The organism is Streptomyces sp. Y20 (assembly GCF_043195475.1).
GTDB lineage: Bacteria > Actinomycetota > Actinomycetes > Streptomycetales > Streptomycetaceae > Streptomyces.
Genome location: NZ_JBIDDP010000016.1, coordinates 192,937 through 208,473 on the forward strand (window position 1 = coordinate 192,937; position 15,537 = coordinate 208,473).

The window sequence follows — 15,537 nt, forward strand, 5'->3', positions numbered from 1 at the left end:
CTGCACTCCAGTGCAACCTTTGCAGGAGATACATGCACATGACGCAATCCACCGGGATCGACCTCAACCTGCTGCTCGCCCTGGACGTGCTGCTGGAGGAGCAGAGCGTGCAGGGCGCCGCCCGCCGGCTGCACCTGTCCGAGCCGGCCATGAGCCGCACGCTCGGCCGGATCCGCCGCGCGCTCGGCGATCCGGTGCTGGTGCGGGCCGGGCGGCGCATGGTGCCGACCCCCCGCGCCCTCGCGGTGCGCGCCGAGGTGAGCGCGGTCGTGGAGCGGGCGCGGGCGCTGTTCGCGCCGGCCGCGGACGCCGATCTGCGCACCGTCAGCCGGACGTTCACGGTCCTGTGCCACGACGCCGTGCCCGCCGCGCACGGGGCGGTGCTCTTCGCCCGCGCGGCCGAGGAGGCGCCCGGCATCCGGCTGCGCTTCCTGAGCGAGAGCCACGTGGACGCGCCGTTCCTGCGCGACGGCACCGCCGATCTGGAGGTCGGCGTGGTCGACTCCACCGCGCCCGAGCTGCACGTGGAGATCCTGCACGAGGACCGGATGCTCGGGATGGCGCGGTCCGGACATCCGCTGCTGCAGGGCGAGATGACGGCCGAGCGGTTCGCGGCGGCCGATCACCTGATCGTCTCCCGGCGCGGCCGGCTGCACGGCCCCGTCGACGCCGCGCTCGCCGAGCTGGGGCTGCGCCGCCGGGTGACCGGCACCGTCGGCACCCTCCCGGCCTCGCTGTTCGTCATCCGGGAGACCGACCTCGTGGGCCTGGTCCACTCCTGGGGCCTGCCGCTGGCCGACACCCTCGGCCTGGTCCCCTTCGAGATCCCGCTGCCCCTGCCCCCGTTGCGCCTGGGCCTGGCCTGGCACCCCCGCCACGAGGCCGACCCGGCCCACGCCTGGCTGCGCGCGACCGTACGCGACCTGGTGCGGGCCTGGTCGGCCGTCCGGCCGGAGCCCCGCTGAACCGCCCGGGTCAGCTCCCGGTCCCGCGGGGCGCCAGGTCGGTGGCGATCTCCTTCAGGGCCGCCGTCGCAAGCCGCCGCAGCCCCGGCCCGAACGCGACGCGGGCGGCGCCCCGTTCGCCGAGTCCGGAGGGGACGGGCCCCTCCGTGGCCGGCCGAACACGTTGATCGGGCCCTGGATGCCGAACCGCAGCAGCGGCAGGACGTCCACCGGGGCGCCGATCGGATACACGCAGTCGGCGCCCGCGGCGACGTGCAACGCCGCCCGTTCGATGGCCCGTCCGGGGCCGGTGACCCCGCGGACGAAGGTGTCGACGCGAGCGTTGACGAACAGCTCGTCGCCGGCCGCGGCGCACACCTCGGCCAGCCACTCGGCGTGCGCACGCGGGTCCTTCAGGACGCCCCCGGCCGAGTCCTCCAGGTTGGGGTGCCGGTAAGAACACTGTCACCAGCCGCAAACGGTGATGATCTTCCGAGGGCGTCACCCGTGTGGGTGAGTCCGGGCCCGTACGGCTGCGGTGAGTGAAGCTCTGCGAGGACGATTTCGATGGTGGCCCGTATTCCGTTGGACCTGGATGAGCTGGTCGAGCACTGGACGCTGTTCAAGGACGAGCAGACGCTTGTGTCCGGCAAGCGTGGTGCGACGCGACTGGGCTTCGCCGTGCTGCTGAAGTTCTATACGCAGTACGGCCGGTTTCCCCGGAACCGGGCAGAGCTGCCAGGTGAGGCCGTGGAGTTCGTCGCCCGCCAGGTACAGGTTCCCGCCTCGGAGCTGGAGTCCTACGACTGGACGGGCCGCACGGTCGAGTACCACCGCGCGCAGATCCGGGAGCACCTCGGTTTTCGCGAGTGCAGCGTCGCGGATGCGGAGAAGCTGACGGCTTATCTGGCCGAGCATGTCGCGCACAAGGAACGCAGGCCCGAGCAGGTCCAGGTGGAACTGCTGGCGCGTTGTCGCACCGAGAGCATCGAGCCGCCCACGCCGGGCCGGTGCGACCGGATCGTGGGGGCCGCTCTGCGGGCGGCCGAGGAGTCGCTGACGGCCCTGATCTTCTCGCAGCTGACCGAGGAGAGCGTGGAGCGGATCGTGGCTCTGGTGGCCGGTGGCGCCGACCAGGACGACGACGCGGAGCCTGGCAATGCCGGCACGGAGGGCGAGGACGCCCCGCCGGTCCTGGGGAAGGTCAAGGAAGCGCCGGGCAACGTGAGCCTGGAGACGATGCTCACCGAGATCGACAAGCTCCTGGCGGTGCGGGCGATCGGCCTGCCGCCGGATCTCTTCTTCGATGTCGCGCAGGTCGTGGCCGGCTGGCGGGCGCGGGCCGCGGTGGAGTCGCCTTCCCACCTGCGGACGCACCCGGTGGCGCTGCGGGTGACCTTGCTGGCCGCGCTGCTGCACGAGCGGGAGCGGGAGATCACCGACACGCTGGTGGAGCTGCTGATCTCCACGGTGCACCGGATCGGGGCGCGGGCGGAGAAGAAGGTCACCGAGCAGCTCATCAACGCGTTCAAGAAGGTATCGGGCAAGGAGAACATCCTCTTCAGACTCGCCGAGGCGTCGCTCGGCACCCCGGAGGGGACAGTCCGCCAGGTCGTGTTCCCGGCGGTGTCCGGAGGTGAGGCGACGCTGCGGGAGCTGGTGCACGAGTTCAAGACCCGCGGGCCGGTCTACCGGCGCACGGTGCAGACCACGCTGAAGGCGTCGTACACCAACCATTACCGGCGCGGGCTGATCAAGCTGCTGGACGTGCTGGAGTTCCGCTCCTCCAACCATGCCCATCGGCCCGTGATCGAGGCCTTGGCGCTGGTGGCGCGCTACGCAAACGCGGGGAACACGACGTACTACCCGCTGGGCGAGACGATGCCGGTGCACAAGGCGATGGGTGGGGACTGGGCGGAGGTCGTGCACCGCACCGACAAGCGCGGCCGGCGCCGGGTGGTGCGCATGGTCTACGAGGTTGCCGCCTTCCAGGCCCTGCGCGATCAGCTCAAGTGCAAGGAGATCTGGGTGGTCGGCGCCGACAAGTGGCGCAACCCGGACGAGGACCTGCCCCGCGACTTCGAGGCGAGGCGGGCGGAGAACTACCGGGAGCTGCGCAAGCCGCTGGACGCCGCAGTGTTCGTCGACGAGCTGCGCGAGCAGATGACGGCCGAACTGACCCTGCTCAACGACGGAATGCCGAAGCTGTCCTGGCTGGACATCGCCGAGCCGAAGTCCGGGGCGATCCGGCTCACGGCGGCCGAGGCCCAGCCCGAGCCGCGCAACCTGCGCAGGATCAAGGGCGAGGTACACAGGCGCTGGGGCATCGTGCCGCTCGTCGACATGCTCAAGGAAGCCGTGTTGCGTACGGGCTGCCTGGACGCGGTCACCTCCGTCTCCGGCGGCGGCAGCCTCTCGGCGGAGGTGCTGGCCGAACGCCTGCTGCTGGTCATCTACGCGTACGGGACGAACACCGGAATCAAGGCCGTGGCGTCCGGCGGCCACGGGCACACCGAGGACGAGCTGCGGTACGTGCGGCGCCGGTATCTGTCGGCGGAGGCCGCCCGCGCCATCGCCGTCCAGATCGCGAACGCCACCTTCGCCGCCCGCAGCGCCGAGCTGTGGGGCCAGGGATCAACGGCGGTCGCCTCCGACTCCACCCATGTGCGCGCCTACGACCAGAACCTGTTCACCGAGTGGCACTCGCGCTACGGCGGCCGTGGGGTGCTCATCTACTGGCATGTGGAGAAGAAGTCGCTGGCCATCCACTCCCAGCTGATCAACTGCACCGCTTCCGAGGTCGCCGCGATGATCGAGGGCGCGATGCGGCACGGCACCACCATGGACGTCGAGGCCAACTACACGGACTCACACGGCCAGTCGGAAATCGGGTTCGGCGTCACGCGGCTACTGAACTTCGACCTGCTGCCCAGGATCAAGCGGATCAACAAGGTGAAGCTGTACCGGCCGGTGGCCGGCGAGCCGGACGCCTACCCGCAGCTGCCCCCGGCGCTGACCCGTCCGATCCGCTGGGAACTCATCGCCCAGCAGTACGACCAGATGATCAAGTACGCGACCGCGATCCGGACTCGGACCGCGTCCACGGAGGCGATCCTGCGCCGCTTCACCCGCAACGCCTCCCACCCCACCTACGCGGCGATGCTGGAGGTCGGCCGCGCCCAGAAGACCATTTTCGTGGCCCGCTACCTGCGGCTTCGGGACCTCCAGCGGGAGATCGAGGAGGGCCTGAACGTGATGGAGTCCTCCAACGGCGCGAACTCCGTGATCGCCTACGGCAAGGGCGGGGAGATCTCCTCGAACCGGCGCGACGAGCAGGAGATGTTCGTGCTGTGCCTGCGGATTCTGCAATCGGCCCTGGTCTACGTGAACACCCTGATGCTCCAGGACATCCTCGTCGAACCGGAGTGGGCGGACCTGCTGACGTCCGCCGACCGGCGCGGCCTGACCCCGCTCTTCTGGTCCCACGTCCGGCCCTACGGTGAGGTGAACCTCGACATGGGCGCCCGTCTCAACCTCGCCGCGGCTTCCCTACCGGGGCCCAGGGCCCCGGCTGACCGGGCCGCGCGATCCACTGTGGACACTGAATGAACCGGACGAGGCCACAGCCGAGTGGCCTGGGCCGGGTGCGCGGCCCCGACCGCATCGCCGGCGGGCGGAGGCGGGCGCCGCCCCGCCCGCCGGCCTGGGCAGGAACTCATCGCCGAAAGCCTCGCCCGGCCCCGGGAGGTGAAGAAGGTGAACCGGAAGCCGTCAGCCGTAGGAGGGAAGGGCGAGAGCGCTGTACTCGGCGTGCGGCCGTTCGGTGGGGAGGGCGGAAAGAGCGCGCAGGGCGGCGTTGCGCTGCTGGAGGGCCTGCTCGGTGGCGGGGAAGAGCTCCGTGTCGCCCTCGTTGGCAAGCGCCTGGTTAAGGGTCACAAACGGCCTCATCACTTCCTCATAGGCGTCGAACGCCTTGGCGTGGTCGGCATCCGCGGCCAGTTCACCGGCCAGCACGTAGGCGCCGACAAGGGCGAGGCTGGTGCCCTGCCCCGTGAGGAAGGACGGCGCATAGGCGGCATCGCCGACCAGCGCGACCCGGTTTACGGACCAGCGTGGCATCCGAATCTGGCTGACGATATCGAAGAACAGGTCCTCGGCGGTGCGCATCTCGGCGACCACCCGCGGAATCTCCCAGCTGTCGTCCGGGAAGGTGGAGGCGAGCAGTTCGCGCTGAGCGTCGGGGTTGCGGAAGGCGTCGAAGGGGGGGTCGGAGCGCCTGAAGGTGAGCAGCCCGAACACGTCCTGGCGGGAGCCGACGGCGTAGAGGGCGGCGGACCGGCCAGGGGTGTTCCACAGCAGTCCCTCGGAGGAGAGCCCGAGGTGGTTGGGCAGGGTGAAGCCCGCGAAGCAGGCACCGAGGTAGTGGTGGAAGCGCTCCTCGGGGCCGAGGATCAGCCGACGGGTGTTGGAGTGGAGTCCGTCGGCCCCGATGACGACGTCGAACGTGCGGCGGGCACCACTGCGGAAGGTCACCTCGATGCCGTCGGGGCGGTCGTCGAGGGCGGCAATGGAGTCGTTGAACATGAATTCGACGGAGTCACGGACGGCGTCGTAGAGAATCTCGGTCAGGTCGCCGCGTCGTACTTCGAGGTCGCCGTCGGCGCCGATGGCCATGCTTTCGGGGCGCAGCGCGGCGACGGTGCCGCCTCCGGCCTTCAGGAAGGTGATGCGCTGAGTGTTGACGTGGACCTTCTGCAACTGGGGCAGGAGGCCCATGCGCCGCACCGCCTCGACCGCGGTGCCGCGGATGTCGATGGGGTAGCCGCCGCCGCGCACAGTGCCCGCCTTCTCCACGATGGTGACGTCGAAGCCGTAGCGGTGGAGCCAGTAGGCGATCGCGGGGCCGGCGATACTGGCGCCGGAGACGAGAACGGAGCGGTTGCGGTTGTGGTTGTGTGTCTCGGTCATGGTCGATCCTTCCTGGCCGCGCCGCGTTGATGTGCCGGGCAGCCAGATATCGAATGTGGGGTTTCTTTTCTCGGGGCGTGGTGGGCCACTGTGCGGAGCGGCGCCCCGAAGGTGCGCAGTCGATCTCCGCTACGCCGCTGGCGGGCGGGCCTCGTGGAGTGTTGCTCCGCACGTACCGGGCTAGGGACATTCCGTGAGGTGCTGGAAAGTTCTCGGTGTCCGCTCGCACTACAGCCCCTCCCTGCCGTCGGCCCAGTACGGCCTTGTGGTGATGGCGCGGCGCTCCAGGACCTGGCTGTCGATGAGCACACGCCGCTGGCGCTGGATGGACTGGGCGTGGCCCAGCAGCAGAGCACCGTCGAGATCCTTCAACTCGCCCTTGCCGATGCCTCGTTCGAGCCAGGACTGCAGTGCTTCCCCTGGCGTTTGAGCTGCGGGCAGGAAGTGGTAGCGGGGCCAGCGGCCGGCGAAGATTTCGACGGCGTCCGCCGGCACCTCGACGGCCACGATCGGTGTTTCGCCGCTCTGGGCGTAGGCATCGAGGGCGCCGAGGGCGCAGCCGTCGCCGAGGTAGAGGCGGCGGGTTCCGCTCTCACGTGGCGGTCGGTGCCGGCCGGCCAGCACCGTCAGCCGTTTGCCGGCGCGCAGGCCGCGGATGCACGCGGTGCCAGGACCAGCGGCGTCGGTGGCCGCGAGGATGCAGATGTGCTCGGGATCCTCGCCGTTCACCGTCCGCACCGTGTAACGGCGGCCCAGGGTGGGGGCGACGCGGAACTGGATCTCGTGACCGGGGTGCCAGCCGCCGGGCGGCGGCACGGCGTGCATTTCCAGTTCGAGGAAGCCGGGGGCGGGCTCGCGAAGGTGAAGCACGTGGGCTCGGCGCCCGAGAGCGGACGCGACGAGACTGCCGATGAGGGCGGGCGCTTGGGGCACGGACGATTCCTCTTCCAGGGTGGGGCCTGCGGACCTGACCGACGGTGGGTCGTGCACTGGCGGGGGACGCGGCCAGCGCGTTTCGGGCCAGCCGCCTCCGTCTACTGGGCCGGGGCGGTGGGCTCTGCCGGCTTCGTGGGCCTTGTGGGCTCAGCGGGCTCCGGTGCGGCACCGGTGCGCCTCTGCGACGGAACGAGGAAGGCCAGGACGAGCGGGACGGCGCTGAGGCCGAAGATCCACCAGAACGTTCCGGAGAACGCTGCGAGTCCGTCTGCCGCGGTGGTTGCGTCGTCGAGCCGGTTCTGCAGGATCACGGCGATGACCGCGACGCCGAAGGGCGCACCCACGCGCTGTACGACGCTGAACGCCGCGCTGGCCCGGGGAGTCTCGTCGTGACTCAGGTTGGCCAGGGCGAGTGTCATGACCGGGAACGTGGTGGCGGCGAAGCCGAGCCCTTGGGCGAACTGCCCGGTCAGCAGCAGTGCGGTTCCGCCGTGTGCGTCCGCGAGAGCGAACGGCACGATCCCGATCATGGTGATTGCCATGCCGTCGGCGATGACGAAGCGGCTGTCGAGCCGTGCCGCAAGGTCACGCAGGGCCACGACGAAGAACATCGTGCCGAGTCCCTGCGTGATGAGCAGCAGGCCCGTATGCAGCACCGTCTCGCCGCGGACCTGCTGGTAGAAGAGGGGAAGCAGGAACGACAGGGCGTAGGTCGAGAATCCGCCCGCGAAGGTGATGACGCTGCTCAGGCCGAAGCTGCGCCGCGCGAACATGCGCACGTCGATGAGGGCAGGACGACGGGCGCGCAGCGAGTGGAGGGTGAAGGCCGTGAGCAGTACGGCACCGATGACGAGAGGGAGCCAGGCACCAGCAGCCGCGAAGCCGTCCTTTCCGGATACCTCATCGATGCCGTAGGCGACCGCGACGACGCCGGGTGTGAGCAGGAGAAGGCCGGAAACATCGAGTCGGTGGCCGCGCGCTCCGGCGGTGGCGGGCAGCAGGGACCGGCCGAGTACGAGCGCGGCGAGGCAGACCGGCACGTTCACGAGGAACATCCAGTGCCAGCTCAGCGACTGCACGATGGCGCCGCCGAGCACGGATCCGAGGATGGGGCCGAGCAGGCCGGGAAGCGCGACCGCGGCTGTGGCCTTGTGGATGCGGTCCGGGCCGGCTGCCCGCGTGACGATGGAGAGCGTGATCGGCATCACCATGCCGCCGCCGATTCCCTGGAGCACCCGGAAGGTGATGAGTTCGGGCAGGGATCCCGCGAGGCCGCAGAGGAGCGAGCCGACGAGGAAGACGCCCACGGCGAGCATCCAGGCGTTGCGCGCCCCGAACCGTTCGGAGAGCCACCCGCTCACCGGGATCACCGACACGAAGGCCAGCAGGTAGCCCGTCGCAACCCATTGCGTCTGGGCGACCGAGGCGTCGAACACCGTGCGCAGATGGTCGAGAGCGATGTTGACGATCGTCGTGTCCAGGAGCGTGATGAACACTCCGAGGGCCAGGACGAGGCTGATCAGGTTCAGCCGGCGATCGGGCACGGGCGTCGCGGCCCGTGCGGCCGTAACTGTTGAAGTCATAACGAGCACACTACACCGTGCAGTGTAGTAGTAAACTGCACGGTGTAGAGTGGCCTTTCGGAGGTACGGATGAGCGCTGTTGGTACGGAGAAGACGGTGCGCGAGGGGGCCCTGGAGAAACGGACGGCGATTCTCGCCGCCGCACGGGACCTATTCGTGCGCCAAGGAGTGGACCGCGTCAGCATGGATGCCATCGCGGCCCGGGCCGAGGTGTCGAAGCGCACCGTGTACGACTACTTCGGCGACAAACGGCGGCTGTTCCTGGCCATCCTCTCCGCCGCGTCCGAGTCGATGCTGGCCACGACCCGCCGGGCGCTCGACGAACATCTTCCCGCAGACACGCAGATCACGACGGTGCCGCAACTGGAGCAGGCACTCACGGCGTTGGCGATCGACCTCGGCACGTCGATCGTCGGCTCCGCCGACTACGCCGCCGCCTTCGCCCTCGTCGCCCAACAGCGCCTACAGACGCCGACGACCAAGGACGATGTCGCGACGGACGCGGCGTCGCAGGACCTGACGGAGCGCATCGCCCATTTCGTCGACGTCGGGCTCCTGGACACGGACAACCCACGCCTGGCCGCCGACCACTTCAGCGCTCTGACCGTCCTGCTGGCCTACGAACGTCAACCGGTACCCGCCACCGCCGACCCGGAAAAGGTCCGCCAGACCATGGTCGACGGAGTCCATGCGTTCATCCGCGCGTACGCCACTCGTGAGGAATCGCCTCCCGTACCCGTGTGAGTACAGGAGCCGGGAACGCGCTGGGCGTGATGCTGCCCTGGACGTCGTCGAACCGGGTCTGTTCTCGTGTAGCTCCGGCCAGGTGGCGTGCAGGACTGCGTAATGCTCGGGTCTACGGTCAGTGCGAGGGCCGTCGGCGCAGCCGAGATCGGCGGCAATCGTTCCACCTTGAGGTCGGCTGATCGGACTTCCGCTCGCCGGTGGTCCGGCAGGATGGTTCCGCAGTAAATACCGGATTTACTGCGGCAGGCCCCCTACCGTGATCACCGCGACCTGCGGCGGGGCAATCCGGCCGCCGGGGCGAGGTGTACGCATTTGCTGCGGCAGTGCCGGCCCCGGACTCCCAGCTCTGTCCCCAGGGGCAAAGTAACCGGCGGGTAGCGTTCGGATAGTCAGATGACCCGTTTCCTCGCTCTTGGGGGCCTCGTTGGGCCGTCCGGATGAAGCCCGGGGCAGGCGAGGGAAGGGGCGGGTGTGCGGCAAGAGTGGTCGCCCGAAGAGCTGTTGGCGAGCTGGACGCTGGTGGACGGCGACTGGGACCTGGTGGCGAACAAGACCGGGGCGACGCGGCTGGGCTTCAGTCTGCTGCTGAAGTTCTTCGAGCTGGAGGGCCGGTTCCCGGATCTGCTGGAGGAGGTTCCGCAGGCCGCGACGGAGTACGTCGCCGGGCTGGTGAAGGTGCCGGCGGCCGAGTTCGCGAAGTACGACCTGACCAGCCGGTCGGCGAAAAACCACCGCAAGCAGATCCGCGAGGCGCTGAAGTTCCGGCCCGCCACCCGGGCCGACGAGGAGAAGCTGATCGCGTGGCTGGCCGTGGAGGTGTGCCCGGTCGAGCTGGTGGAGGACCGGCTGCGCGAGGCCCTGCTGGTGGAGTGCCGGGCCAGGACGATCGAGCCGCCCGGGCGCACCGCATTGTCACCGCGGCCCAGACCCGGGCGGAGAAGACGTTCTGCGCACGGACCATCGAGCGCCTGGGCGACGTCGGGGTGGCCCGGCTGCTGGCGCTGGTGGCCGACGGCAACGAGGACGGCGCCGCCCTGCTGGCCACGCTCAAGCGCGACCCGGGCGCGGTCGGCCTGGACTCGCTGCTGACGGAGATCACCAAGCTGAACGACGTGCGCAGACTCGGTTTGCCCGAGGGGCTGTTCGCGGACTGCTCGGAGAAGCTGCTGGCCGCGTGGCGGGCGCGGGCGATCAAGATGTACCCCTCGGACTTCCGGGACACCGCCGAGGACGTACGGATCACCCTGCTCGCGGCGCTGTGTTCGTCCCGGCAGGCGGAGATCACCGATGCCCTGGGGGACCTGCTGATCGCCCTGGTGCAGAAGATCAACGCCCGTGCCGAGCGGCGGGTGGAGAGGCAGCTCACCGCCGAGCTGAAGAAGGTCCGCGGCAAGGAGGGCATCCTCTTCAAGCTCGCGGACGCGGCGATCGGTAAGCCGGACGAGATCGTGCGCACGGCCCTGTATCCGGTGGTCGGGGAGAAGACGCTGCGCGACCTGGTCGCCGAGGCGAAGGCGAACCAGAAGGTCTTCGAGGCCAAGGTCCGCACCACGCTGCGCTCCTCGTACAGCAACTACTACCGGCAGATGCTGCCGCCGCTGTTGCGGACGCTGGACTTCAGGTGCAACAACACCGCCTACCGGCCGGTGATGGACGCGTTCGCGCTGCTGGAGAAGTACGCCGGCGTCGACGGCAAGACGCGCTTCTACGACGCCGGCGACGTGGTGCCGATGGACGGCGTTGTGCGCAAGGATTGGCGCGAGGCTGTCGTGGACGACAAGGGCAAGGTCGAGCGGATCCCGTACGAGCTGTGCGTCCTGGTGGCGCTGCGGGACGCGATCCGCCGCCGCGAGATCTACATCGAGGGCGGGAGGCGGTGGGGCGACCCGGAGGACGACCTGCCCGGCGACTTCGAGGCCACCCGCACCGTGCACTACGCGGCGATCCGCCAGCCCACGGACCCCGCGGCGTTCATCACCGACCTGAAGCGGCGGATGACCGAGGCCCTCGACCGGCTGTCCGGGGCGCTCGCGGACGGCTCGGCGGGCGGGGTGAAGGTCACCACCCGGCACGGGGAGCCGTGGATCAAGGTTCCGAAGCTGGAGAAGCTGGACGAGCCCACCGGCCTGACGGCGCTGAAGGAGGAGGTCGTACGCCGCTGGGGCGTGCTCGATCTGCTGGACGTGCTGAAGAACGCCGACTTCCTCACCGGCTTCACCGACGAGTTCGCCTCGGTCGCCGCGTACGAGCGCATCGACCGGGCCGTCCTCCAGCGCCGCCTGTTGCGCGCCTTGTTCGCGCTGGGCACGAACATGGGGATCCGTGCCATCGTGGCGACCGGCGAGCACGGCGAGAGCGAGGCGGCGCTGCGGCACGTGCGTCGGCACTTCGTCACCGTCGACAACCTGCGGGCGGCCGTGCGGAAGCTGGTGAACTCCACCTTCGCCGCCCGGGATACCGACTGGTGGGGGCGCGGCACCGCGTGTGCGTCGGACTCGAAGAAGTTCGGGTCCTGGTCCAGCAACTTCATGACCGAGTACCACGCCCGCTACGGCGGCAACGGCGTAATGGTGTACTGGCATGTCGAGAAGAAGAACGTCTGCATCTACTCCCAGATGAAGTCCTGTTCATCGTCCGAGGTCGCGGCGATGATCGAGGGACTTTTGCGGCACTGCACGGACGCCGAGATCGAGTCGAACTACGTCGACACGCACGGCGCCTCCGTGGTCGGGTTCGCCTTCACCGAGCTGCTCAACTTCCGCCTGCTGCCCCGGCTGAAGAACATCGGGAGCATCCGCCTGTACCGGCCGGACGACACCCCGCCCGGCTGGCCAGCGCTCGGCGGCTCGCTGACGACCCGGGCCATCAAGTGGGACCTGATCGCCCAGCAGTACGACCAGATGGTCAAGTACGCCACCGCGCTGCGGCTGGGGACTGCGGAGGCGGAGCAGGTGCTGCGCGCTTCACCCGCGGCGGACCGAAGCACCCCACCTACGCCGCGCTCGAAGAGCTCGGGCGTGCGGTCCGTACGATCTTCGCCTGCGACTATCTGGCCAGCCCCGGCCTGCGCCGGGAGATCCACGGCGGGCTCCAGGTCGTGGAGAACTGGAACTCGGCGAACACCGTGCTGCACTACGGCAAGGACGGCGCCCTGACCGGCCCGGACAAGGAGCATGCCGAGACGTCGATGCTCGCCCTGCATCTGCTCCAGTCCGCGCTTGTGCACGTCAACACCTTGCTGCTTCAGCAGGTCCTCGCCGAACCGGCCTGGGCGAAGAAGCTCACCGACGAGGACCGGCGCGGGCTGACCGCCTTGTTCTGGTCGAACATCAACCCGTATGGCACCTTCCGCCTCGACATGGACTCCCGGCTGGAACTCCCGCTGTTCGCCACCATGCCCGGCCCGCGCCGCGCGGCCGACGACGTTGGGCAGCCCATGACGGCAAAGCGGTAGCGGGGCCGTCCTCGGCGGTGCCACCCTTGGGGCGAGCAGCGTGCTGGGAGACCGGCACGCGGGTCCGGGGATTTCACAAGGTGCCCGCCTCCCTTTCGGGAGGCGGGCACTGGTGTGCTGGCCTTCGGTGTTGACGTGCTCGCCCGCCCCGGACGGCTACGGCCAGGCGGCATGATCAGGAGAAGTCGGCCCTGGAGTCCTACTAACTCAGACAGGGGACACCTGACCCGCCCGTAGGTTGGCGGGGCCCTACCGCCGTTCGGCTTCTGTTCGGGTGGTGGCCCTGGGTGCGTTCCAGGACTCGATTGACGGTGGCCCGGCTTACGGAGAAGAAGTCGGCGATTGTGTGTCGCGGGTGGCGTGCTCCTTGACGAGGCCGGTCTAGCCAGCCCCGCAGGACTTGCCTCATACAGTTGTAACAACTATCGTTACGACTAGAACCGAGGGGCGAGGGAGGTGGAGTCCGACGTGAGTGCCAACAGCAGACTGACCATCGCGGCGCACGCCCTGACATGGATCGGGCTGTATCAGCGGCGTGGCCACGAGGTCGCCACCTCCGAGCAGATCGCGACGAGCGTCAACACCAACCCGGTGGTGATCCGCCGCCTGCTGGGCGAGCTGCGCAAGGCAGGCCTGGCCGATTCACGGCGGGGGGCGGGGGCGGGCTGGATGCTCGCGCGGGACCTGACGGCGATCACCCTGCTCGACGTTTACCAGGCGATCGAACCGGGACCGGTCTTCGCCCTGCATCGCGCGACACCGGACCCCGAGTGCGTCGTGGGCCACGGCATCGGGCCGGCAATGACCGCCGTGTACGACGATGTGGAGGCCGCCCTGCGCAGGGAGCTGGCCAAGACCACGCTGGAGGACGTGCTGCGGGACGTCTTGAACGCCGCCTGACCTCGAACCGTCGATTTCCCCTGATCGAGGGGGATTGCATTCCGCACACATCGATGTAACTAAAATAGTTACATTAAGGAATTGCAGAGTCTCATGGGACAACTGGACGACAAGACCGCCCTCGTCACCGGCGCCTCCAGCGGCATCGGCCTGGCGATCGCCCGCCGTTTCGCCGCCGAGGGCGCCACCGTCTACCTGACCGGGCGCCGCAAGGCCGCGCTGGACGCCGCCGTCGCGCAGGTCGGCGCCCGAGGCATCGCCATCCAGGGCGATGCCTCGGACCTCGGCGACCTCGACCGGCTCTTCGCCGAGATCGCGAACCGCAGCGGCCGCCTGGACATTGTGGTGGCCAACGCCGGGGTCGGGGACTACGGCCCGCTCGGCGCGATCACCGAGGAGGAGTACGACCGCACTACCTCGATCAATATCAAGGGCACGGTCTTCACCGTCCAAAAGGCGCTGCCGCTGCTGACGGCCGGCGCCTCGGTGATGCTGCTCTCCTCCAGCTCGGCCCTGCGGGCCGCCCCGGGCCTGGGCATCTACGCCGCGACCAAGGCCGCGATCCGCAGCCTCGCCCGCACCTGGGCCGCGGAACTGGTCGGCCGCGGAATCCGCGTCAACACCCTCACCCCCGGCCCCGTCGAGACCCCGGGCCTGGACGAGCTTCTCGCCGCCTTCCCGCACGGCGATCGGCCCACCGCGGCCGAGCCCGCCCCACCGACCCCGCTCGGCCGCGCAGGCCACCCCGACGAGGTCGCCGCCACCGCCCTCTACCTGGCCGGCGACCAAAGCAGTTTCACCACCGGCGCGGAACTGCTCGTCGACGGCGGCGCCACACAGCTCTAGGCGCCAAATCGGCGACGCGGGACGCATCCGACGCTCCAGGGCGTCTGAGCCGCGTACTTGCGACCGTCGCCAGGGCAACGGTTTCGACACAACGACACAGCAGGGAGTGAGTCATGAAGAGCCGCATTCGGGTTCGCGCCGGTCGACCTTGGCGCGCTGCGTGAAGGCGGGGCGCGCATGCGGCTCGGCGGGCCGCTGAGCGGCCAGTACTTCCTGTTCCAGGGCTGAGGCCCGACCGACACCTCAAGCAGACGAAGAGACAAAGGACAAGGACGATGGCAACAGATACTCAGACCTCGCGGACCGTGGCCGAGAAGTTCCTGGAGCGCCTCGGCAGGCAGGACCCCGACGGCATCCAGGAACTGTTCGCCGAGGAGATCGACTGGCACGTCCCCGGCAGTGACGCGCTGCCCTGGACCGGGCGCCGTACCCGCCGGGAGGAGGTCGCGCCGTACTTCACCACGATGTGGCCGCACTTCGCGCACGGCAGGAGCAAGGTCGTGCTGGAGCGCGTCATCGTCGACGGTGGTGACGTGGTGCTGCTGGCGGTCTTCACGCACACCGTCGCGGCCAATGGCAAGGAGTTCACCACACCGGTGGCCATGCACCTGGCGGTCGAGGGCAGCCGGATCGTTCGCATGCACCTGTACGAGGACACGCTGACCGTCGCCGAGGCGTTCAACGCTGGCTGAGCGAGGGCACTCAGGGGCCCCGCGTCCCGGGGCGGCCCGGCCGGGCATGTACGTAGAGGGTCAGCGGAGACACAGCCGAAGCCGAAACGGAGAGCAGAACTCATCCCCGGCCGATCGCTGCCGTTCAGCACGCTGGGGTGGTCGGCTTTCGGCGCTGACTGCCGGTCAGGTCGGTCCCCCAGCGTCGCGAGGCCGTCAGCCGGTGTCGCCATGTCGACCAGCGTGCCGCCCGCCGGGTCTGCCGCACTGGGGACTTGACCGGCGCCCACGAACTTTCGCGCCCCACCGTGTTCCGCCGGTCTCCGGCCTCCTCGCCCGGCTGAATGGTGTTCGCAAACGATGGCACCCTCAAGTGATCAACGCACCACCCACGGATGATCATGTGATCGTGGAGGCACAGGTGCGTGACTACGGGTTTTCGCCAGCTCAACAGGATGAGGTCTGGAGACGCTGGCGAGAGGGGCAGT

Annotated in this window: 9 protein-coding genes and 3 pseudogenes; 8 read left to right on the forward strand and 4 right to left on the reverse strand. The window is 69.4% G+C overall.

The window, feature by feature from the left end; genetic code table 11:
- Positions 1-32: 32 nt before the first annotated feature.
- Positions 33-965 carry a LysR family transcriptional regulator gene (locus ACGFT1_RS31435; protein WP_373912369.1) on the forward strand — a complete coding sequence of 311 codons (933 nt, stop codon included), beginning with the start codon at positions 33-35 and terminating at the stop codon, positions 963-965.
- A 10-nt stretch (positions 966-975) separates the two neighbouring features.
- Here ACGFT1_RS31435 and ACGFT1_RS31440 read toward each other — a convergent pair.
- Positions 976-1,388: pseudogene (locus tag ACGFT1_RS31440) on the reverse strand (isocitrate lyase/phosphoenolpyruvate mutase family protein); the annotation flags it as partial.
- A gap of 123 nt (positions 1,389-1,511) precedes the next feature.
- Between ACGFT1_RS31440 and ACGFT1_RS31445 the strand changes: the two are divergent.
- Positions 1,512-4,553 (forward strand): Tn3 family transposase, encoded by a 3,042-nt coding sequence (locus ACGFT1_RS31445; protein ID WP_373912370.1) that lies wholly within the window; start codon positions 1,512-1,514, stop codon positions 4,551-4,553.
- A gap of 162 nt (positions 4,554-4,715) precedes the next feature.
- Here ACGFT1_RS31445 and ACGFT1_RS31450 read toward each other — a convergent pair whose 3' ends face one another.
- The 3 genes from ACGFT1_RS31450 to ACGFT1_RS31460 form a co-directional block, all read right to left on the reverse strand.
- Positions 4,716-5,912 carry an FAD-dependent monooxygenase gene (locus ACGFT1_RS31450; RefSeq protein ID WP_373912371.1) on the reverse strand — a complete coding sequence of 399 codons (1,197 nt, stop codon included), beginning with the start codon at positions 5,910-5,912 and terminating at the stop codon, positions 4,716-4,718.
- Between the two features lie 228 nt (positions 5,913-6,140).
- Positions 6,141-6,845 carry a hypothetical protein gene (locus tag ACGFT1_RS31455; protein ID WP_373912372.1) on the reverse strand — a complete coding sequence of 235 codons (705 nt, stop codon included), beginning with the start codon at positions 6,843-6,845 and terminating at the stop codon, positions 6,141-6,143.
- A gap of 101 nt (positions 6,846-6,946) precedes the next feature.
- Positions 6,947-8,431 (reverse strand): MDR family MFS transporter, encoded by a 1,485-nt coding sequence (locus ACGFT1_RS31460; protein ID WP_373912373.1) that lies wholly within the window; start codon positions 8,429-8,431, stop codon positions 6,947-6,949.
- 69 nt (positions 8,432-8,500) lie between these two features.
- Between ACGFT1_RS31460 and ACGFT1_RS31465 the strand changes: the two genes are divergently transcribed.
- From ACGFT1_RS31465 to ACGFT1_RS31490, 6 genes and pseudogenes are all read left to right on the forward strand, one after another.
- Positions 8,501-9,175 (forward strand): TetR/AcrR family transcriptional regulator, encoded by a 675-nt coding sequence (locus ACGFT1_RS31465; RefSeq protein ID WP_373912374.1) that lies wholly within the window; start codon positions 8,501-8,503, stop codon positions 9,173-9,175.
- 522 nt (positions 9,176-9,697) lie between these two features.
- Positions 9,698-10,030, forward strand: a pseudogene (locus ACGFT1_RS31470) (DUF4158 domain-containing protein); the annotation flags it as partial.
- Positions 10,031-10,047: 17 nt separating this feature from the next.
- Positions 10,048-12,632: pseudogene (locus ACGFT1_RS31475) on the forward strand (Tn3 family transposase).
- A gap of 468 nt (positions 12,633-13,100) precedes the next feature.
- Positions 13,101-13,532: an Rrf2 family transcriptional regulator gene (locus ACGFT1_RS31480; RefSeq protein WP_373912375.1), complete on the forward strand. Its 432-nt coding sequence runs from the start codon at positions 13,101-13,103 to the stop codon at positions 13,530-13,532.
- A gap of 93 nt (positions 13,533-13,625) precedes the next feature.
- Entirely contained in the window at positions 13,626-14,378 is a 753-nt protein-coding gene (locus ACGFT1_RS31485; protein WP_373912376.1) for an SDR family NAD(P)-dependent oxidoreductase, read from the forward strand.
- A 275-nt stretch (positions 14,379-14,653) separates the two neighbouring features.
- Positions 14,654-15,070, forward strand: a complete 417-nt coding sequence (locus ACGFT1_RS31490; RefSeq protein WP_373912377.1) for a nuclear transport factor 2 family protein — start codon at positions 14,654-14,656, stop codon at positions 15,068-15,070.
- The last annotated feature ends 467 nt before the right edge of the window (positions 15,071-15,537 follow it).

Bases quoted from the DNA above. Each gene is read 5' to 3' on its own strand.
- ACGFT1_RS31460 (WP_373912373.1), bottom strand. From the start codon at position 8,431: ATGACTTCAACAGTTACGGCCGCACGGGCCGCGACGCCCGTGCCCGAT.
- ACGFT1_RS31450 (WP_373912371.1), bottom strand. From the start codon at position 5,912: ATGACCGAGACACACAACCACAACCGCAACCGCTCCGTTCTCGTCTCC.
- ACGFT1_RS31445 (WP_373912370.1), top strand. From the start codon at position 1,512: ATGGTGGCCCGTATTCCGTTGGACCTGGATGAGCTGGTCGAGCACTGG.
- ACGFT1_RS31465 (WP_373912374.1), top strand. From the start codon at position 8,501: ATGAGCGCTGTTGGTACGGAGAAGACGGTGCGCGAGGGGGCCCTGGAG.
- ACGFT1_RS31490 (WP_373912377.1), top strand. From the start codon at position 14,654: ATGGCAACAGATACTCAGACCTCGCGGACCGTGGCCGAGAAGTTCCTG.
- ACGFT1_RS31485 (WP_373912376.1), top strand. From the start codon at position 13,626: ATGGGACAACTGGACGACAAGACCGCCCTCGTCACCGGCGCCTCCAGC.
- ACGFT1_RS31435 (WP_373912369.1), top strand. From the start codon at position 33: ATGCACATGACGCAATCCACCGGGATCGACCTCAACCTGCTGCTCGCC.